This window comes from candidate division WWE3 bacterium (assembly GCA_026396615.1).
Taxonomy (GTDB): Bacteria; Patescibacteriota; WWE3; order JAPLWK01; family JAPLWK01; genus JAPLWK01.
On record JAPLWK010000008.1, the window covers coordinates 111,619 to 132,106 of the forward strand.

At 44.0% G+C, this 20,488-nt stretch carries 21 protein-coding genes; 3 read left to right on the plus strand and 18 right to left on the minus strand.

Features of this window, described 5'->3' with window-relative positions:
• Nucleotides 1–28: 28 nt before the first annotated feature.
• From NT141_02155 to rpmH, 15 genes are all read right to left on the minus strand, one after another.
• Nucleotides 29–1,024, minus strand: a complete 996-nt coding sequence (locus NT141_02155; GenBank protein MCX6783846.1) for a cellulase family glycosylhydrolase — start codon at nt 1,022–1,024, stop codon at nt 29–31.
• An 18-nt stretch (nt 1,025–1,042) separates the two neighbouring features.
• Nucleotides 1,043–1,375, minus strand: coding sequence for an S-adenosylmethionine decarboxylase (locus NT141_02160; protein MCX6783847.1), 333 nt, complete (start codon nt 1,373–1,375; stop codon nt 1,043–1,045).
• Entirely contained in the window at nt 1,362–3,578 is a 2,217-nt protein-coding gene (locus NT141_02165) for a polyribonucleotide nucleotidyltransferase (protein MCX6783848.1), read from the minus strand. The genes NT141_02160 and NT141_02165 overlap by 14 nt, the downstream gene beginning before the upstream one ends.
• Nucleotides 3,579–3,712: 134 nt before the next feature.
• A complete protein-coding gene (gene rpsO / locus NT141_02170) occupies nt 3,713–3,979 on the minus strand; it encodes a 30S ribosomal protein S15 (GenBank protein MCX6783849.1) in 267 nt (88 codons plus the stop codon).
• Nucleotides 3,980–4,026: 47 nt separating this feature from the next.
• Nucleotides 4,027–4,698 (minus strand): hypothetical protein, encoded by a 672-nt coding sequence (locus NT141_02175; protein ID MCX6783850.1) that lies wholly within the window; start codon nt 4,696–4,698, stop codon nt 4,027–4,029.
• Between the two features lie 238 nt (nt 4,699–4,936).
• Nucleotides 4,937–6,403: a translation initiation factor IF-2 gene (gene infB / locus NT141_02180; protein ID MCX6783851.1), complete on the minus strand. Its 1,467-nt coding sequence runs from the start codon at nt 6,401–6,403 to the stop codon at nt 4,937–4,939.
• Nucleotides 6,360–6,590 (minus strand): YlxR family protein, encoded by a 231-nt coding sequence (locus tag NT141_02185; GenBank protein ID MCX6783852.1) that lies wholly within the window; start codon nt 6,588–6,590, stop codon nt 6,360–6,362. The genes infB and NT141_02185 overlap by 44 nt, the downstream gene beginning before the upstream one ends.
• Nucleotides 6,583–7,734 (minus strand): transcription termination factor NusA, encoded by a 1,152-nt coding sequence (gene nusA, locus NT141_02190; protein MCX6783853.1) that lies wholly within the window; start codon nt 7,732–7,734, stop codon nt 6,583–6,585. The genes NT141_02185 and nusA overlap by 8 nt, the downstream gene beginning before the upstream one ends.
• Before the next feature lie 209 nt (nt 7,735–7,943).
• The gene (locus NT141_02195; protein ID MCX6783854.1) at nt 7,944–9,290 is read right to left on the minus strand and encodes a hypothetical protein; all 1,347 of its coding nucleotides are present in this window, start codon (nt 9,288–9,290) and stop codon (nt 7,944–7,946) included.
• 52 nt (nt 9,291–9,342) lie between these two features.
• Entirely contained in the window at nt 9,343–10,458 is a 1,116-nt protein-coding gene (gene dnaN, locus NT141_02200) for a DNA polymerase III subunit beta (GenBank protein ID MCX6783855.1), read from the minus strand.
• 1 nt (nt 10,459) lies between these two features.
• A complete protein-coding gene (locus NT141_02205) occupies nt 10,460–10,912 on the minus strand; it encodes a KH domain-containing protein (protein MCX6783856.1) in 453 nt (150 codons plus the stop codon).
• Nucleotides 10,896–11,678 carry a YidC/Oxa1 family membrane protein insertase gene (locus NT141_02210; protein MCX6783857.1) on the minus strand — a complete coding sequence of 261 codons (783 nt, stop codon included), beginning with the start codon at nt 11,676–11,678 and terminating at the stop codon, nt 10,896–10,898. Before NT141_02210 ends, NT141_02205 begins: the two co-directional genes overlap by 17 nt.
• Nucleotides 11,679–11,684: 6 nt before the next feature.
• On the minus strand, nt 11,685–11,921 hold the full coding sequence (gene yidD, locus NT141_02215; GenBank protein ID MCX6783858.1) for a membrane protein insertion efficiency factor YidD: 237 nt from the start codon (nt 11,919–11,921) through the stop codon (nt 11,685–11,687).
• Nucleotides 11,866–12,207 carry a ribonuclease P protein component gene (gene rnpA / locus NT141_02220; protein MCX6783859.1) on the minus strand — a complete coding sequence of 114 codons (342 nt, stop codon included), beginning with the start codon at nt 12,205–12,207 and terminating at the stop codon, nt 11,866–11,868. The genes yidD and rnpA overlap by 56 nt, the downstream gene beginning before the upstream one ends.
• A gap of 6 nt (nt 12,208–12,213) precedes the next feature.
• Nucleotides 12,214–12,372, minus strand: coding sequence for a 50S ribosomal protein L34 (gene rpmH / locus NT141_02225; GenBank protein MCX6783860.1), 159 nt, complete (start codon nt 12,370–12,372; stop codon nt 12,214–12,216).
• Nucleotides 12,373–12,483: 111 nt separating this feature from the next.
• On the opposite strand from rpmH, the gene dnaA reads away from it, so the two are divergent.
• The 3 genes from dnaA to NT141_02240 all read left to right on the plus strand — a co-directional run bounded on the left by dnaA (nt 12,484) and on the right by NT141_02240 (nt 16,782).
• Nucleotides 12,484–13,839 carry a chromosomal replication initiator protein DnaA gene (gene dnaA / locus NT141_02230; protein MCX6783861.1) on the plus strand — a complete coding sequence of 452 codons (1,356 nt, stop codon included), beginning with the start codon at nt 12,484–12,486 and terminating at the stop codon, nt 13,837–13,839.
• A gap of 262 nt (nt 13,840–14,101) precedes the next feature.
• A complete protein-coding gene (locus NT141_02235) occupies nt 14,102–15,490 on the plus strand; it encodes an O-antigen ligase family protein (GenBank protein MCX6783862.1) in 1,389 nt (462 codons plus the stop codon).
• Nucleotides 15,487–16,782 carry an extracellular solute-binding protein gene (locus NT141_02240; GenBank protein ID MCX6783863.1) on the plus strand — a complete coding sequence of 432 codons (1,296 nt, stop codon included), beginning with the start codon at nt 15,487–15,489 and terminating at the stop codon, nt 16,780–16,782. The genes NT141_02235 and NT141_02240 overlap by 4 nt, the downstream gene beginning before the upstream one ends.
• On the opposite strand, the gene NT141_02245 is transcribed toward NT141_02240, so the two are convergent.
• Genes NT141_02245 through NT141_02255 form a run of 3 tightly spaced genes read right to left on the minus strand, consistent with a single transcriptional unit; the run spans nt 16,769 to nt 20,487 of the window.
• A complete protein-coding gene (locus tag NT141_02245; GenBank protein ID MCX6783864.1) occupies nt 16,769–17,923 on the minus strand; it encodes an LCP family protein in 1,155 nt (384 codons plus the stop codon). The two genes, NT141_02240 and NT141_02245, sit on opposite strands and share 14 nt — an antisense overlap.
• Before the next feature lie 5 nt (nt 17,924–17,928).
• Nucleotides 17,929–18,597, minus strand: coding sequence for a triose-phosphate isomerase (locus NT141_02250; GenBank protein ID MCX6783865.1), 669 nt, complete (start codon nt 18,595–18,597; stop codon nt 17,929–17,931).
• Nucleotides 18,598–18,603: 6 nt separating this feature from the next.
• A complete protein-coding gene (locus tag NT141_02255) occupies nt 18,604–20,487 on the minus strand; it encodes an ATP-binding protein (GenBank protein ID MCX6783866.1) in 1,884 nt (627 codons plus the stop codon).
• Nucleotide 20,488: the final 1 nt, after the last annotated feature.

Consider the following 20,488-nt stretch of genomic DNA (forward strand, 5'->3'; position numbering starts at 1 on the left):
AACCCCGCCCCTACGATCGGAATCGTTTTTAGTTATTGTAACTGGATTCCGGCTCAGGGGCCGGAATGACATGCCTAACAGCTTCCCAATATTCAGGGTGTCCTTGTGATTTGGCCCACAGCCACCACTCCACTCCCCACAAATAAACCCGCGAATAATTGCTGGCCGAAATATAATGCAAACTTTTAGTAAACTGCTCAATACTTAAAATCTTTGTTTGATCGGCGATTGACAGGCCAGTAAGTCCATTTTGACCCCAGGGCTCCATTTGCAGTTCCGTCGCCCAAACTTTTTCTGGAACCCAACCTGTTAAATACCCTTTTAGATAGTAGTAAACTAGCGGAAATTTTAAATTAACGTAACCCAAAGTCTGGTTATAAGCCTGGCGATAAATACTAATTCCTAAAATGTCCGCTGACCCTTTTAGAGGCCTCCACGGACCCCATTCTCCGGAATCCGTGATAACAACTAGACGTGTAGGGTCGAGTGACCGCACGTAATCAGCCTCGACCTTAAGATCGGCCGCGGTTGATGTCCCACAACTGCCAAAATTAAATAAAGGCTCATTTTCCACCTGCCAAGCAATGACTAGCGGATTATTTTTGTAACGATTAACGACCGCTTGGTACATTTTAAATAAAGATGTCCGGTCACCCCACGCTGGTTGGTAACATTCCGGCCAGCGCGGCGCTTTCTTGCCCATGGCGAGTAGTATCGTGGCATTGCGAGAACTTGCTTCTTTGACCTCGTAATCCAGTTCTGAAAAGTCGTAATGACCTGGAGATAATTCGATCTGATCCCAATACGCCACTAGCCTTAGATTTCGAACCTTGAGATCGTCAAGGACATCCTTGTAGGCCTTTTTCCAGTCTAAGCCCAAATAAGTGGCATACTGCGGCGTAAAAGTGACTCCAAAAATTGGAGGGTTTGCCGGAGCGGAGAAATAATTTAAATAAAGAAGATAAATTCCAAAGATACTAAAGATTGCGATGATTCCAATGATTAACTTCCGACGGATAGTCACCCTTTAATATTAGTGTTTTTATTCGTAATTAACCACTGAGACTTTAATTGTTTGAGGCTGATAGATTTCGGAAATGACAGACTTAAATGTATCGGCGCTAATCGACTCTGGAGAGCTGGTGACGAGATCAAAATGCAAGTAACCCAGTTCCGGCCAGGCATGAATCGCTAAGTGACTCTCCGCCAACACGAAGACCTGCGTAAAGCCTTGCGGCTCAAAGGGGTGATTAAATTCTTCGACTACGGTTAAATCTAGTTTTTTAACAAGTTCTCGTCCAGACTCAGGAGACACGGCTGACGCAGCCGTGTCGAAAGCTTGAGCAACAAGATGATTAATTTTAGGAGGCAGCATAAGGCGATTTCCCACTATCATTATGGCCCTGACTGCGCGGTCTAAAAGTCGGCCGAGGGCCGCGATCAAAGGATGGTCGAGGCGGCCGTGGGGCCCGAACTTGCTCCACATACCCTTCAGGCCGTGGTTCTAAAGCCTTTTTAGAGAGGCTAATTTTACCCTCATCATTCACGCCGACTACCTTGACCTTAAATTTGTCGCCAACTTTAACCTTGTCGTCAATCCGATCAATGTACTCGTAGGCGAGTTCCGAGACGTGGACTAAACCTTCTTTACCAGGCAAATATTCCACAAAAGCCCCAAAGTCCATCACTTTTTTAACCGTAGCGTCAAACTCTTCGCCAATGGTGGCTTCGTGAGTCATCGCCAAGATTTCTTTAATGGCCTGTTCTCCACCTACCGCATCAACGGCCGCTACATACACACTACCGTCTTCTTCAACATCAATCGTCGCTCCGGTCCGGGCAATAATGTCGCGGATAGTTTTGCCACCAGGCCCAATCAGCAGACCAATTTGATCGGTCTTAATTTTTAAGGTCGTAATGCGAGGAGCATGCGCCGACAGTTCAGTTCGCGGGACGCTAATCGTTTCGGCCATTTTATCTAAAATAGTCAAACGGGCCTTTCGTGACGCCGCGATGATTTCGGACATTTGCTGTAAAGTAAGTCCGTGGCATTTAATGTCCATTTGAATCGCGGTCACGCCTTCTTTGGACCCGGTCATTTTAAAGTCCATGAAGCCATAAAAGTCCTCAAAGTTGGCGATGTCGGTTAAGATTTGATACTGGGTTTCGTCTTCATTAAAGACTATCCCAATGGCAATCCCGGCAACCGGAGCCTTAATAGGCACCCCGGCATCCATTAGCGACAAGCTGGAACCGCAAGTGGCCGCCATCGATGAAGATCCTTGTTGTGATAGGATTTCAGAAACCACTCGAATGGCGTATGGAAACTCTTCTTTAGAAGGAATGACCGGAAGGAGTGCCTTTTCCGCCAACATCCCATGCCCAATTTCACGCCTTCCTGGTGTGCTATTCTTCCCAATTTCGCCCAAAGAGAAAGCTGGACCATTATAATGGTGCATGTAGCGTTTAGTAGTTTCGCCATACATGTTTTCGATCGTCTGTTCCAGCGACATGCTGCCGAGTGTAGTCACAACTAAGCCTTGGGTTAGTCCCCTCGTGAACAAAGCTGAACCGTGAGTTCGGGGCAGAATACCGATTGACATCGACAGAGGCCGAATTTCGTCAAAAGCCCGACTGTCTGGACGACGTTTTTCTTCCAGAATTAATTTCCGAGTGGTATATTTCTCAAGTTTTGCGAGTGCTTTGTTCATTTCCACTTTGGAAAACTTGCCCTCAAACTTTTCGTAAACTTTAGTGGCTAATGCCAAAGTCTGGTCGGCACGGTCTAAGTAAGTAGAACAAATGATGTTAACCACATCATTTTTAGCAAAAGCTTCAACCGCCTCGTAAACTTCGTGATCAACATCTCGTGAAACGTAACTAATGATGTTCTGCTTACAAGCTTTGGCAAAGTCGTCAACGAACGTTAGGAGTGGTTGGGTGGCCTCAAAACCAAACTTAATGGCCGCGAGGACCTTTTCCTCGGGAACCAGGTTCGCTCCCATTTCCATAGCGACGACCTTATCACTCGATGACGTCATGACGAGGTTAAGATCTAACTTTTCGAATTGGTTCTCACCGGGATTCAAAATAAACTCACCATTAATCATTCCCACTCGCACGGTAGACAGCGGACCGGCCCAGGGCACGTTAGAAGCATGAAGGACAGTACTAGCCGCTAAAAGAGCTAGAGTTTCAACGTCACCATCGTGTTCAACGGAGAGTGGTGTGACCACAAGATGAGTATCATTTAAAAAGTCTTTAGGGAAACGGGGCCGCACCGCATGGTCGATTAAACGACCGGTAATAATCGCTTCGTCAGAAGGCCGGCCTTCACGCTTTTGAAACCGAGAGTTTTTAATGTAGCCACCGGCGTACAAGCGTTCCTCAAAGTCAACTTTAAGCGGAAAAAAATCGGTTTCCATTTTGGGCTCGTTGCAAACCACGGTGGCTAAAACGACAGTGTCGCCGTAGCGGGCCAGCACGGCCATGTTAGTTTGGAAAGCCAGATCTCCGGCTTCCAAAACGAGTTTTTTACCTGCGAATTCGGTCTCTTTCTTAACGGAATGGGTCATCATAGATTTTGGCAAAGAAGAGGTTCTTGGAGTAAATTATTCTAACTGGTCTCAATCAAACACGTTTGGTTGACTGGGGTTAATTAGATTAATTTAGCCAAAACCTCCCTTTGAGTAATAAATAAAAACGGTTAAACCTATTTTTTAATTCCCAATTTTTTAATCAGTTCTTTATAGCGTTTTTCGTCTTTCGTTTGAATATATGCGAGGAGACGACGACGTTTGCTAACCATTTGCAGAAGTCCTCGGCGAGAATGATTATCTTTCTTATGGATCTTTAAATGCTCGGAAAGTTCTTCCATTCTCTTGGAAATCAAAGCAATCTGCACTTCCGGAGAGCCGGTATCACCTTTATGAGTGGTGTAAGTTTGGATGACTTCAATTTTAACTTCTTTAGTAAGCATCGAGGGCCATTCTAGCAAATCTTCCCAAAAACCGCAACAGGGGCGTTTTAAGCGTTTTTAAGTGCTAAAGTTAAGCCCAAAGCCAAAAACTTGGCAGCACTGGGAGTAGGACGCCAATTCCACTGCGAAAGCTTTATAAACAGCATTTCGCATAAGCTTTTAGATTGGTCATCAATGACATCAATCGTTCCAAAGCGACTGTTTTCGAGGTGCCAATCTAAATTTAAAACAGCGCTGGTTTCAAATTCTCGGCGGTTCTGCTCAAAGAAGTTTCCTAGGTCCGCAAGCCTTCGGGCCCCGAGGATGATCAGCAAATCAAGGCGCCGTTGCTGCAGGTTTGACTTGATAGCCAAAGGATCGAAGTTACGAGGTAGCGGATGAATCGAAATATTAAAAGCCTTGCCCTCAGCCCAGTAACTTAATTTCTCCACTTTTTTACCACCGGTATCCAAGGTTAAAACTAAAGTACTTTCGGTAAGATGATCCGAGATTTCCGAGGCTTCCGGCATCGCTTTTATTTCCTCGGGAAGCGGGCCGGGAAAGGAAACAGCCACCATTTTTCCCTGTGACAGGAGTAAGTCCCGTAGGGCTAAAGCGGCGTACAGACCATCAAGACCAGCGTTTGGTGAAGCCACAATGGCCACGCTTTGAGTTTCAGCGATAAGGGTTTTTAGTTGATTGTTCTCGGTGTCGGAAGTCATAACCAAAAAACCTGCCATAGAGCAGGGTTGTAATGTATATTATAGGACATTCAGAGGAGGTTGTCAACGTCTTAACTTTGTCATTCCGGGCTTGACCCGGAATCCAGTAAATCAAATTACCAATTTACAATTACCAATAACCAATCAATTTCCGAATTTTTTAATGACCAAATAATTAATCGTTAACTCATTGGTAATTGATTGAAAATTGGTCATTGGTAATTGGTAATTCTGTGACGCAAGTTATGGTAACAGACTAAACTATCTCCAACAGGTCGCCTTTTTTTAGATCTGAGAACTGGGGATGCAATAAAATGCCACACTCTTTACCGGCGGTGATGATACTGGCTTCGGTTTTACCTTCTTTTAGAGATTTAATGCGACCGTTATAAATAGCCTCGGGCACGTCGCCGCGAGTTATTTTAACTTTTTCGCCAACTTTTAAGCGCCCCTTAGTAACTTTAGAACCGGCAATAACGTCACCGGAAGGCAGTGGAAACAGCGCAATTACTTCGGCCCGGCCGCGAGCCATATCGGTATCCACTATCGCTAAACCTGACAGAATCTTTTCAATATCTTCCAGCATTTCGTAAATAATAGTGTAATTCTTAACACTCACGTGCAGATCGGCCGATTGGCGAATGGTATCATCAGTAGTTTTAACGTTAAAAGTTACTATTAAAGCGTTGCCGGCCCGGGCCATTTGCAAATCAGAGTCGTTAATAGGGCCGATGCCGCTGTGCAGAATCACGATGCATCGATCTTCTTTCTCCAACTTCTTAAAAGATCCCAGAATTGCTTCTAAGGTCCCTTGGGTGTCACTTTTGAGAAGTAAGTTTAGCATTAAAATCCCGTCTTGAGTTGTAACAACCGGTTGAGGCTTGTTGGAAATGACTGGAGCGGCGACAGCAACACTGGTTATGACCGCCCCTAAGGCTGGCAGAGTGCTTAGGCCCAAGATGACCGCCGGATCTCCAGGCTTAACCTCCGTCAGGTTTTGACCGTGATCGTCAAGTAAAGCCCGCACTTTTTCCTCTTTTTCACCCAAATAAACCTTGTCACTAACCTTTAAAGTCCCTTCACGAACGATAATAGAAGCTAAAGGGCCTTTGCGAGGATCAAGGCGGGATTCGATGACGGAAGCATTAAGCGGCGCTTCGGGTTTAAATGGTAATTCTGCCATTTCGGCGACTAGCAGAATAAGGTCAAGTAGTTCCGGCAGTCCTTCACCGGTTTTAGCGCTCACGGGGACGGAAACCACGTCGCCACCCCAAGATTCCAGCTGAATTCCACTGCTTGATAGGTCCTGAGTGACTTTATTAAGATTCTCGCGAGCGCCTGGCAGATCAATTTTGTTGAGGGCTACGATGATCGGAACGCCGGCCGCTTTAGCGTGACTAATTGCTTCGATGGTTTGCGGTTGCACAGATTCCGAGGCCGCGACGACTAAGATGATAATATCGGCCACTTTTCCACCCCGAGAACGCATTTCAGAAAAGGCGGCGTGTCCCGGGGTATCAATAAAAGTTAACTTTTTATCCTTGTAAGTGATTTGGTAGGCGGCGGTGTGCTGGGTAATTCCCCCAAATTCGCTGTCAACTACGTTAGTTTTGCGGATTGCATCAAGCAGCGAGGTCTTACCGTGATCGACGTGACCCATGATGGTCACCACCGGCGGTTTAAATTGCTGTAAGTTTTTCTCTAAAGGCTTTTTCGATGTCATTTTTTTCTATTTCCGTAACTTTGCGCCGAAGAGCGCGATTTAAAGCATTTTTCTTAATAGCCACTTCCCAGCATTTATCGTCAAAGTGTAAATAACCATGTCGACCCGTCCCAAATTTAAAAAGGCTCTTTTGTTGAGCCTTGCCAAAACATCCCACGCAAGTGCGAGTTTGTGGTGGCTTACTCATAAAGCTTGGCGATTTCGGTAATGGCTTTGGGGCCAACGCCTTTTAATTCTTTAACTTCATCCAAAGTCTTCGCCTTCAGTTCTTCTAATGACGTGATACCAGCGGCCTTGAGGGATGACACTGTTCTGGTCGACAACCCGGCGTCTTTGAGGCTACCCCCAGTGTCTGACTTGGAGATCGATTCGATCGGTTTTGACATTTCGGCTGACTGAGCGGGAGTTTTAATATCAATCTTCCAACCGGTCAGTTTAGCTGCCAAGCGAACGTTTTGACCTTCTTTGCCAATCGCTAACGACAGTTGATCTTCCGGTACGAGCACTCGGGCCTCTTTAGCAGATTTGTTAAGAATAACGTCTAAAACTTTGGCCGGCGACAAAGAAGCGGCGATGAATTTATCGGTATTATCGTTGTAAGCCACGATATCAATCTTTTCGGTCCCTAACTCCGCAATGACGGCCTGGACTCGAGTCCCTTTTTGACCAACGCAACTGCCAATCGGATCAACATTTTCTTCAGTCGAAGAGACGGCAATTTTAGTGCGGCTGCCAGGCTCGCGGCTAATAGCTTCGATTTTGACCGTATCAGAAGCAATCTCTGGCACTTCCAAAGCAAATAATTCTTTTACAAATTTAGGATCGCTTCGGGAAACTATAATTTCCGGGCCCCTGGCCCCTTCGCGAATTTCTTTAATTAAAACCCGAGTTCGTAAATTAAGTTGCAAGTTTTCGGTCGGAATCTGCTCCGCTCCCGGCATTAGTCCTTGGACTTTTCCAAGGTTAATAACGGCTAAACCGCGCTCTAAACGGAAGACGTGACCGGAAGCAATAGTACCGATCTTACCGGTGTACTCTTTAATAATGGCTTCTTTTTCACTTTCCCGAATCTTTTGAAGAATCACTTGTTTGGCTGTTTGAGCGGCAATGCGGCCAAAACCGGCGGGAGTAACGTCTTCTCCGGCATTATAGACCCGCAATTCTCCGGTTAAGCCATCAACCGCGGCCGTAATAGTTTCTTCAGTCCCTCCAAAATCCCGCATATAAGCGGCCACAATCGCGGTTTTTATAGTGTCTAACACAGCCTCTTCGGAGAGTCCTCGTTCACTACAAACTTGTTTTAGAGCGGCAGAAAATTCAGTAATAGCCATAAGGGCTTCAGAATAGCGCAGAATCGGGATTATGGCAAGTGTTCGATTAGTTAGTTATCAGTTCTCGGTTGTCTGTTGTCAGCATTTAGTTAATCGGTTTTCAGTTTGTCGGTCTAAATAACCGGTAAACAGAAAACTGGCAAACTAATATCTGAAAACCGAAAACTGAGAACCGAAAACTAAAAATTAAGGGCCCTCAGGCCCTTAAATCATTTCTTACCCGCCGGCTTCGCAGGCTTCCCCGGGCTCCACCCACCACCCACCTGCAAAGCGGCTTCTATCTTCTGAGGAATAGATCTGGCAGTCCACACAAACCATAGTCCAATCACCCAATTAAAAATTAATCCTAAAAAAGCAAAAGGTGTTGAATTTAAGTCGCCTACAATCTGATTTATCATAATTGTAGGCCCTTTTATTAAAATGTTGGTTCCCAGGGATACAAAAAGCCACATAGCAGGTATGGCAAGAACATTACCAATTAGGGACTTAAACCAACTGGTGATCATTTCGTCTTTTCCCGGAAGAGCGCCTACCAAAAACTGCAGCGGAGCAAAGATTGTCATCAGCATTATCCTACCAAACCTTGTAAAATAGCTTATTCCAACAGCAATTAAAGCTAAGATATAAGTTACGACTAAAACTAAAAGGAGGCATAATACAAAAAGCGCAACACCAGTTCCAACACCAGAAGCTCCAGCAGCGGATAAAGCAACCACGCCCAGGGCGGAAACGACAAGTTGAACGAGAACATCTACCATATCTGGTTGAGAAAAAACGCCACCGACAACTAATTTACCAACAAAATCTCCTAAGACTGGAATTAATTTTATAGCGAAACCAGCGATTGGGTAACTAAAAGTTATTAGTAGTAAACAAACAACAACTTTTGGTAAAGCGTCCTGAACCGTAATTACCGTTTGCGGTTTAATCTCGTGTCGAAACATCACCATGAAACCGAAGGCCACTAGAATAATCACAAATAGTAGGTAGGCTAAATTTCTGAATGCCTTCCATAAATCAAGCACCGTGGTGCCAAAAATACCATCTGCAAGAGTACCCGCAGCATAGGCACTTTGGGGAACTAATGGCGAATCTCTCTTAATGTCATTAATATATAAAGCTAAGTTTACCGGCAGTAAATCGACTCGTTTCGGTGCTTCGGAGGTTACAGCATAAGTCACGCCTAAAAGACTAGGAGGCATAACTTGTGAAGACTGAGGTTTCATATTTGTAAGCGGAGAATTCGTAAGGCATTTTCTTACCTCAACCGTGGCAGACGCGCGATCTTTAGAAGCAGCCGTTACCTCACTCATATCACAATTACCAAAAATTAGCGTCTGAGAAGCCGCGTTTACCCCAGCCACGGCTAAATTACTGGTCCATTTGTCCATATCTGTTGCCAAATGCCTTAAATCATTAAGAGATTTTAAACCTACAGTAGTTAGAGCAAAGTCTAGTACATCTGCTTTAACAGGTTTAGCTAAAATAAAAGAGCCAATGCTGAAAGTGCTAATGAGGATTAAAAGGATTAAAGATAGAGACAAACGAGATTTCATAATGTTTATGCTACAGAGTACGTTGACCGTAGTCAAGAATTACCAGATCTATTTATGACGCCACTTTAACCGGCATTATTAGGTGTAGATAGTCAACTCGATCATCGAGGCGCCAGAGGCCTGGAGCGAGGGCCCCGGTGGTTTCTAAAATGATATTGTCACCACTAGTGTTGTTCATTAAATCTAGAAGATATTTGCCATTAAAAGAGATGATCAGATCGTCGCCGCTAATGGTTGCTGGAATAGCCACGGTGCTTTCCCCAACTTCGGCGGTAATCGCCGACAAAGTAATTTGGCTTTTACTCCCGTCTAATTGGACTTTAATAATATTGCTGGCATCGCGAGCAAAAATGCTACTTAAGCGAGCCGCTTTTAAGAATTCCTCTTTACTAAAAGTGCTCTTGGTTTTAAAGTCTTTGGGAATAATTCGCAAATAATCCGGAAACTCGCCTTCGAGAAGCCTCGTAATAATTAAGAAGTTTTCTCCCGAAAAAGCGGCTAAATTTCCCTCACGCTCAATCGAAATTGATAAAGGTGAAGTGCCGGAACCAACCAAACGAGCGACTTCCAAAAGAGCTTTAGCCGAAATAACCACCGGTTCTAAAGTTATTGGCTCAGGAAGCGAAAGACGACGCTCCGCGAGTCGAAAGCCATCAACGCCGACCAGAACCAAATCGTTACCCTCAGCTTTAAGAAGAATACCGCCCAGAATGGGCCGAGCGTCGTCAGAGGAAGCCGCAAAAACGACTTCGGAAACCGCTTTGGCAAAGGCTTTAGGATCAATGGTTAAGGAAAGGTCAGCCGGAACGGCCGGCAGACTGGGAAACTCTTCAGCGGAGAGGCCGTTAAATTTGGACTTACCGGCGGCCGTTTTTAAATAGAAAATTTCTTTTTCCAAAAAGGCTTCTATTTCTGTCGCTGGTAAATTACTAACCACCTCAGAGATAAGACGAGCCGGCACCGAAATAGCCCCCGCTTCGGTAATAGTAGCTGGGATCCAAGTGATAATGCTGGTTTCAAGATTGGTGGCGGAGAGTTTAAGGCGGCCATTGTCCTCGGTCGTGATTAAGACGTGACTAAGGACTGGCAGACTGCCTTTAGTAGCCACCGCTTTGCTAACAGTCGATAATCCTTCCCGTAAATTTTCTTGGAGGCAGGTAAATTTCACTCTATTTGACCACAGAAACGACAATGTGTCTCTCGTAACCTTCGCCGGCAGATTCGGATTTCATCCCAGGCATTGTGCCAATGACAGTATGAATTAAACGTCTTTCGAAAGGCGGCATCGGCGGTAAATCAATGGCTTTATCTAAAAAGCGGGCTCGGTCGCAGGCATTGGTCGCAATCTCTCGCAGTCTGGCTTCGCGCTCTGAAGCATAGCCCGAAATATCTAACCTTAAATCAACCCATTCGCCATACTTATTGTATAAAGCCAAAGCCAACCAGGTTTGCAAAGAAGCTAAAGTTTCGCCGTGATAACCAATCAGTATCCCGAGATTCTCTCCGTCGAGTGACACCCCAAGTGTTCCTTCAACCTCAGTGACAGAGACTTTGGCTGGCATCGCCAGTTTCTCAATTAGTTCGGTAGTTAAGTTTTGTAAAGTTTCAATTTTTTCCGGCATATTTTTTTATTTTCACCAACCAGCGCTTGGCGTGCCCATCAACCACTACTTGTTGAATCAATTGCAGTAACGACGACAAAAACCAGTACATCGTTAAACCCGAAGCCAGCTTCCAACCAATCAAAACCGTCATCACCGGCATAATGTATAACGATTGTTCTTGGATATTATACATGATATCGTCGCTTTTTCCAGCGGTTTTCTTGGCTAATTTTTCTTCTTTGGTAACTTGCGGCATCATCATTTTGGAAAGTAAAAATTGAGTAGCGGCGGCGATAATCGGAAGAATAAAAAATTGATCGGGCTTAATTAAATCAAGATACAAGAAACGGGTGTTTAAAACGTGGCCACCGGCAAATTGCAGGAACGGGTACAGTACTGAATTTAAGGTTTGGCCGGCATTGTTACCTAGAACCTTTAGAAAAACTTGATACAAAGCAAAAACAATCACTAAAGTAACAATTTGCATAATGCAGCCGGACGAAGGATTAAGACCATGCTCTTTTAGAAACTTGGCCTGAGCCTCCATTTGGGCTTTTTTATCGTCCTTAAATTTCTCTTTAATGGCGGCGAGTTCCGGAGCTAATTCTCGCTGTTTTTTAGCGGATTTTAGCATCGGCAGCGACAAAGGCAAAGTAACGACTTTAATAATTATAGTGATGGCGATTATAGCCAAGCCTAAATTACTGCCTAAAGAGTTGTATAAAAAAACCAGAGCGTTGGTTAAGGGAAAAACTAAACCTTGATTCCAAATGTTAGCAAGCATAATAAATTATTTAACCGGATCGAAGCCACCGCGACTAAACGGGTTGCAACGGAGAATCCGGTACATGCCCATTAAAGACCCTCGCAGAATACCATATTTACCGATGGCTTCATAGCTGTACTGCGAGCAACTGGGAGTAAAGCGGCAGAAATGAATCCCCGGAAACAGTTTGTGAGGAATTCCGTGATCAAAGGAGAGGAGTTTTTGATAAAGCCGAATTAAGGCTTGTGCGAATTTCGTCATAATTGCTAGTTAACGACCGTTTAAAAGCGACGATTACCACGTCATAACCCATTTTAAAAGATTCTAAATTTTCGTGCCAGGCATCCCTAAACATCCGCCGGACGCGATTACGATAGACCGCCCGCTTGTCAAGAGAATTAGTGACAATAATCCCAAGACGCGTTACTCCTTGCGTCTTAGCGGCCACGTACGACAAGCCAAACAGAGGTGTTGCAACCCCTTTTCCTAAGCGTTTAACGCGACGAAAATCGTAATCTGAAGTGAGTCTATATTTAGCAGGCAGCACTATTATTTACGCTTTCTGAGTTAACTGCGGCGTTAAAACTTTGCGCCCCTTGGCCCGGCGAGATTTTAAAACCCTACGTCCTGTTGGGGTTGACATTCTCTTCATGAAACCGTGCACTTTAACGCGGTGTTTTTTCTTCGGTTGAAAAGTTCTCTTTGTAGCCATAACGAATGCATCTTACTTAAAAATAAACCAAATAGCAACAACTAAAGAGCCTCTTGACGGCTTGTTGATAACTAACTACGATTTATAAACAACTGCCCCAAACTTACCCACATGCCAACAGACATTCTTTGGAAAAACATTTTAAGTGAGATAGAAAAGGAAATCACCAGTAGCTTCTTTAAAGCTTTCTTAACTAAAACAAAGTTAATTAACTATGAAAATGGCGTGCTTAACGTTACCTGTGCCAGCGAGCAGGCTCGCTTTCAAATTGAAAATAAATACTTGGGAATTATTAAAAGTGTGGCGGATAAGTTAACCCAAAGCAACACTAAAATTGTAATGACTGTGGAAGAAGCTGCTAAAAAAGCGGTCACAGAAGCACCACTACTTGATCAAATTGCCAAAGAAAAAGCCCACGACCCGGTATTCACTTTAAATAGTAATCTCTCCACAAGCTACACCTTTGATAGCTTTGTAGTGGGTCCTAACAACCGCTTGGCTTCGGCCGTTGCTCATGCTATTGCCGACAACCCCGGTACCGTCTACAATCCCTTCTTCATTTATTCCGGCGTTGGCTTGGGAAAAACGCATTTGATGCAAGCAATTGGCAACGAGATTTTAAAAAACAAAAAGGGTGGCCGAGTGGTTTACACCACCGGAGAATCATTTACCAATGAGATGGTAGAAGCGATTCAAAATTCAAAAAGACAATATAGTAGCGTTTCTAAATTTAGAGATAAATATCGCAATGTTGATGCTTTACTCATAGATGACGTCCAGTTCATTGCTGGTAGGGAGACGACCCAGGAAGAGTTCTTCCACACTTTTAACGCTCTTTATTTAAATCATAAGCAGATTATTTTAACGTCCGATCGGCCTCCCAAAGACATTGCTCGCCTCGAAGAACGCCTCTCGTCCCGTTTCTTAAGTGGCATGACGGCCGATATGCAAGCCCCCGATTTAGACATGCGCTCGGCTATTCTGCGTCAAAAACGTGACCAATTAAAATTACCAATTACCAATGAGGTGACTGATTTTATCGCCGAACGAGTTCTTAGTAATGTGCGGGAACTGGAAGGGGCTTTGCTTAAGGTCAGTGCAGTCGGTCAAGCTTCAGGATCAGCGGTGACGATTGACCAAGCGGCTGAAATCTTGGGGCAAGTAGCCCGCGAGCAACGCAAAAATTATACTTCTACCGACATCATCAAAGCCGTCGCCAGTTATTACAACGTTAAATTAGTGGATCTTAAAGGGCCCAGACGCCAAGCCGAAGTCGTCGTGCCTCGGCAAATTGCCATGTACCTGGTTCGCTCTTTAACTCAAATGCCGGTCATTACCCTCGGCGAAATCTTTGGCGGTCGTGATCACAGCACAGTCATTCACGCCACGGATAAAATAGCGTTAGCGGTTAAAACCGATACCAAAATGAATCAAGATATTATTAATATTAAGCAAGGTTTATTGTAGGCTGCAGATCCGAATTAATCCGAAAGGGTATTTGAATTTATTCGAATATCGAATCGGGTTGAGGACGAGGCATGCCTCGTCCTCGGATAAAACAAACATACGTTAATGTGGATAATCAACAATTACACTCCAGGCCTTGTGGATAAAAGTCTAACTTGTCCACAAAGTTATCTACATAAGTTTATAGTTATCAACAATTGATTCGAGTGTTCCTACAAGCTTAAGTGTGGTCAAAAGTAGTAGGTATCAAAAGTATAGACATATGAACAAACAAAAAACATTAAATAACAAGTTACAAAAGGCCGCTTTTATGTTGATCAACATGTTAACACCACCTAATACTAAGACGACTAAATATAAACAGTTAAAACCATTACAGTGGGTTGTTCATAACCTCAAGTCGATATCTTTTGTTCTGTTATTATTTGGGATAATAGTTAACTGGGGAAAACATTATATAAATAGTGGCTCCTACGTTTCTGGAACTTTAGTTGATTACTTAATTCCTACTTTCTATTTTAGTTACTTAACAACTCTGTTTTTTATTAGCGTTAATCTTAAAGAAGCGGTTACCAATATATTTCAGACATCTTCTAAGATTTACACCGCTCTAAGGATTCGACGATTACTTTTTATACTGGCTATAATTTTTATAGTACTAGTCATATTTTCCTATTTACTTAACCCTACTGTTGCTAGTTTAACGAAGACCTTACAGCTATTTTTAATGCTTAATCTCTTTGTTGTGGTCACTAACATTCAAATCACGCCGCGGGACCTTAAGGCTATCATGACGACCTTAGTGGCACTGCTAGTTGTGACGGCACTTTTGGGTTTGTACCAATTTATTTTCCAGCGCAGTTTGTGTGGTTACTTTTGTTTTGGGGAGACAAATTTACTTAAAAATACTTATGGTATTACTACCGACTTTTTTGGAAGTGTCTCCCGAATACTTCCCTACGGCCCTTTTCCACACCCTAATATTTTCGGCGGTTTCTTGGCACTAGGAGTAACTTTTGTAAGTTGGCTTTTCTTAAAAACTCATAAGTGGGGCTATATAGTTTTTATAATATTTATAGCTTCTATAATTTTTATAACTCACTCAGAAATGGCTATTTTGACAGCCCTACTCGGAGTATTATTTTTGCTATTTTTAAAAGCGTCATCCAAAGTGTTTAAATTAGTCTGGCTAGGCAGTTTAGTCACTTTAGTGATTGGACTCGAGATTTATTTAGTAACTCATCCGTTAGTTTTAAACACCCTTTCTTGGCTACGTCGTTTGCACTTAGCTCAGTCTGCTGTGACGGCCATTAAGAACTTTCCAATCCTGGGGCTGGGTCCTAATAATTTTATAAAGTACTTGCCTAGTCTCCCTTATAACCCCGGCTTTCCGCCGTTTTGGCAGCCGGTACATAATATTTATCTGCTAATTGCGTCAGAGCTGGGGGTGCCAACTTTAATAGTTATAATATTTATAATTCTTATAATATTTATAACTGTTATACAGTCGCGGCGATATCTTTTTGCGGCATTAATAGCTCAACTTTTAATCTTAGGTTTTTGGGATCACTATCTGTGGACGACGCCCCAAGGTCTTTTATTGTTTTGGTTGACTTTAGGGGTCGCTGTTTCTAATATAAAGAGGCGATGAAATTCTCCGCGACTCGACTTCTATCCACTGCGCTGCTGGTGACGCTGCCTTTTGGTTTGGGTGGCTGTAACTCTAAGTTACCCGGAGCTGCCGCCAAAGTCACTTTGACTTATTGGGGCTTGTTTGAGCACCCGGAAACAGTCGCTCCCTTGATTGCCGGTTACCAAAAACTGCACCCTAACGTCACTATTAATTATTCACCGCAAACCTATACCACTTTAGCCAGTTACAAGGAGACGGTTTTGACTCGTCTTAAAGGCGGCACTAGCGGCACCGTTCCTGATATTCTACGAATTCACGCCTCTTGGGTGCCCGGTATGTACCAAAATTTATCACCGTTACCCACGACGGTTTATAGCCCCACCGATTTTTCGCAGACGTTTTACCCGGCGGCCGCTAAGTCCTTAACCATTGGCACCAATATTTACGGCATTCCGTTAATGTATGACGGCTTGGCGTTAGTTTATAACACCGATCTGTTTGCCGAGGCCGGGATTACTTCCCCACCGACCACTTGGGAAGATTTTCGAGCGGTGGCTGTGAAACTTACTAAACTTGATGCCAGGGGTCGAATCGATCAGTCGGGGGCGGCCATCGGTCTTTCCAGCAATGTCGCTTTTGGCAGTGATCTGCTAAATTTAATGTGGGCCCAAAGTAGCCTTAAAATTCCCGATGATTTGGGAACGCAAGCGGCTTCCGATGCTCTCACTTTTTACACTAATTTTGCCAAGCAGGATAAAGTTTGGGATAGTGACCTTCCCTATTCGGTGACCTCGTTTGCTAACGGCAAGGTGGGCATGATTTTTGTGCCTTCTTGGACTTTACTGGATATTACCGGCATTAATCCTTCTATTAAATACGCCGTGGCGCCGGTTCCCCAAGTGCCCAGTTTAACGGGATCGCAAAGCTCCGTAAATTGGGCCAGTTTTTGGGTAGAGAGTGTCGCTAAGTCTTCACCAAATAGTGCGGCAGCTTGGGATTTCCTAAAATATTTAAGCGAAAAAAGTACTCAGCAACAGTTCTACAGTGAAACCGCCAAAATCCGGCCTTACGGTGAACTTTACAGTCGCCGTGATTTACGTGACAGTTTATTGTCTGACAAGAATTTAAGCCCCTATATTTCCGGGGCGGAATCCGCGGTTACCGGCGCTGTCTCCGACCGGGCCGGTAATGACTTTGCGGTGGCCGCCGTTAACGACGCCATTTCCGCGGCCGCAGCTGGCACCGATGCCAAAACAGCTTTAGGCATTTGCCAAAAAACCTTGCAGCAACTTGGGGTTAGAAGTTTGTAGTGGCAGAGGGAGAGGCGTTGGGGATGACATCGGGCGCAGTCATTTTTTCCCTAATTAAACTTTGAATCTCACTAAAAACGCCGTTACCTTTTCTGGGGATAGCAATATAGCCATAAACATCATCGTGACCGTCCACTAAAATCCCACCACCGTCTTCTTGACCCGCCCAAGAACTTAAGACCAAACTGACCGGCTTTACCACTTTAAGTTTTTGAGTAGCTACCAAAGCTTCCGGAATCTCGGAAATATCAAAGTTGGTGTCGACCGCCGTTTTAAAATTGTTATAAAGCTCCTGCAGTTTACTAATGTTTAAAAGCGTTTGCGAGGATAGCAGTTTTTCTTTAACGCCCTCAATAATTAGTTGCTGCCTACGTGCCCGACCAAAGTCAGTGCCTAGTGTTCCAACTCCATGGCGGCTGCGGGCAAATTCTAAAGCCTGGGCACCGTCCAAATGCAAGGGCCCGGGAACGTATTTTAGGTGTTTAAAGCGGCAACGAAAGCGGAAGGCGGGATCTTCTCCATTTGCTAGCGCGTCCTCAGTCTCTTTATTCACATCCAAGCCACAAGTAGCGTTTTCCATGCCGGTTACTGGGTAGTCAAAATCCTCGTAAGCCGCAGGAACAACGATATCCACTCCGCCTACGATGTCAATTGCGCGAGTAAAGGCGTCAAAGCCAATTAAAACATGGTAATGAATCGGGAGTCCGGTAACTTCGGTAACGGCCGCTTCCGTATTTTTAATGTCATCGCCGTTTAAATGATAAATGCTATTTATTTTCATTCTAAAAGAAGGAATGTATAAATCACGAGGAACGGAGACCATTAAAACCTTTTTGGTCGTCTGGTTTATTGATAACACTAAAATCGTATCGGTGAGGGTGCCACTTTGAATAGCGCTTTTTTGATCGCGAGTGTCGGTTCCTAAAATTAAAATGTTGGTTACGCCGTCAGATTCTTTAAGAGGGGTGGGGTGCGTGATTTGGGTGTAAATCTCGATGGGATTAAGTTTAGTGACTTTAGCGATACCAAAGATTCCGGCCCCAATGATTCCCATGACGACTAAAAAAAGAATCGTAAAAATAATCGTCGCATTCTTATTTTTCCTCTTAGAAACTCTGGGAGCCAGATCAACGTATTGCATAATTTTTAAGCGTACGCTTGGATAATTTTAAAAAGTTCTTCCGGTTCTCGCGAGGCGTTACCAACGAGGACCCCCCAAATCTCAGAAGACTTGGCGTAAACGGCGGCATTTTTACTGTTTACACTGCCCCCGTAAAGCACGGGAACGTCCGGAAGAATTGTCTGCACCTCTTTAATGAATGCTAAAACCTCTTTAACATCTTCTGCTTTACCAACTTTACCGGTACTAATAGCGTCCAGTGGTTCATACGCAAGGAGTAAATCATCGGCTTTAAAACCGGCATCAGCGAGAATTTGCACTTGGTTTAGATTGGATACGCAAACAATCGGCATAATATTACAGGCAAAAGCTTGACCGATTTTAGCAACTATAACCTCATCACTTTCTTTAAACTCAGTCCGCCGTTCACTATGCCCGATCAACGCATAGTCAACCATTTCAGCAACTTGGCTGGCCGCTACTTCACCGGTATGGGGTCCGGTCGGAAAGGCCGAAACATCCTGAGCCCCTAAAAAGTAAGGCACTCCTTCAAAGGCTTTTAGAAGCGGTAGTGATGGGCAGAAAATGACGACCACATTTTCCGGGAGTATTTGATTATTAAATTCCACCAAGAATTCCCGAGTTTCTTTAATATTTTTATTAGCTTTCCAGTTAGCAACGACGAATTTTTTCATAAAGTATTATGGAATGTTAACCTCTGTTACGCCACTTGACCCCGATGTTAGATTTTCTTTAAGTTCCTCAGTTTTAGCGTCTTCTTTAATTTTTAAAACCTCGGAAGGCTTAGTGGTAATTAATTTATGCTCTTCAGGCGAGGCGACGACTTGGATGGCGACGTGATTAGCGCCGGCAAAGAACAGACCCTCTCCAATGCCAGCGGAGAGTAATAATCTTTTTTCCCCGTCAGACAAGTAGAAAACGTCGCCCAATTTGTCGATTTCTGAAGGACTTTGCTTTAGCAGTATTTGCAGTGAAGAGTTGGAAATAATGGCTTGGCCAAAGTCGGTTCCTAAAAAGTCGCCGACATTTTGAGTAATTGTGGTTAGTCCCAAGAAATATTTGCGGCAACGCTTGGCCATGGAGTATAGGAAACTGGCGCTATCGGGGCTTTGCATCATATACCAAGCTTCATCCACAATTAAAATCCGTTTCTTCATTTCTCGTTTTACTTTAGTCCAAATGTAATCAAGGATAATAAACATGGCAATGGGCCGCAGCACATCCTCCAGTTGCTTGGTTGAAAAGACCGTAAAGCTGTTATCTAAATTTAAATTACTATGGTGATCAAAAATCCCGGCCATACTGCCCTTAATATATCTTTCGAGTCTGGTCGCCAAACCTTTGGCCTCGACTTCTTCCATGCCCAGCAACACTTTATAAAGATCTTCCATCAATGGCGGCTCTTGGGTGCGCTGGGTTTCGGGATCGGGAGTAATGCCCTTTAGCTTGTAGGTAGCCACCAAAGCGCGATCCAAAATGGCCTCCTCAGTGTTACTAATTGTGCCGTAAATTATTTTAAAAAGCGAGTGCAGACTTAAGATTTTTAAACCTAGTTCATTCTCACCACTACCTGTGACGCCAGCCAGATCAAAAGGATTTATTTTAGATTGAGAGCTTGAGGAAAATTCGATGTACTCGCCGCCAACCGCTTCACATAAGCGGTCGTACTCATTTTCCGGATCTAGTACAATCACGTCAGTTCCAAACATTAAGGAGCGTAAAGCCTCTAATTTCACAAAGTAAGACTTTCCGGCCCCGGCCTTGGCAAAAACCACCGAGTTAGCGTTTTCCAAAGTAAAGCGGTCAAAAATAACTAAAGAACCGTTATGTTTATTAATACCATATAGAATTCCTTCGTTGCTGGTTAATTCTGATGAGGTAAAGGGAAACGTCGTTGCCAAAGAGGTCGTGTCCATGTTCCTGGTCACTAAAATCTTGTCTAAACAAGTCGGCGTGGTGGTTTGAAAAGCCTGTTCCATTTGTAAAGTGGCGTGTTTAGAAATAATCATGATCGAGCCTAGTGTCCCTTCGACCCGCTTAGTGACAGCATTTAATTCATCCAGGTTAGTGGCCGGAATCGTAATATATAAGGAGAATTGGAAAAAGCGTTCCGCTCCTTTTACTAATTGATCTTGCAGCGATTTAGCGTCCTCCAAAGCGGCCCGCACTGTTGGATCCACCACTTTACCATGCTCGCTATCGGAAGCTAATGTTGCCTCCATTTCGGCAATTTTATGCCGTAAATCATCTAAAACTCCTTGGGCTTGAACCGGATAATAAAACATGGAAATGTCTAAGGTATGATCAAAAGTAATTAATGGTGATAGCCAGTTGGCGCCGACGAATCTGGGGTAGCCGGAAACAAAGAGGGTCCTAAAAAAAGTGGTTCCGATTTTTAAATGATCAAAGTCTACCTCGATGGCTGAGGGAGCAATAATGTCGGCTACATTAACCATGCCGGCGGCCAAAGTTTGAGCCGGATTATCCGTCGGGGTTTCGGGAGCGGCGGCTGGTGTTTTTTTCTTCCCCGGTAATAAATCTCTAAAATTTAAGTATAAGGCCATA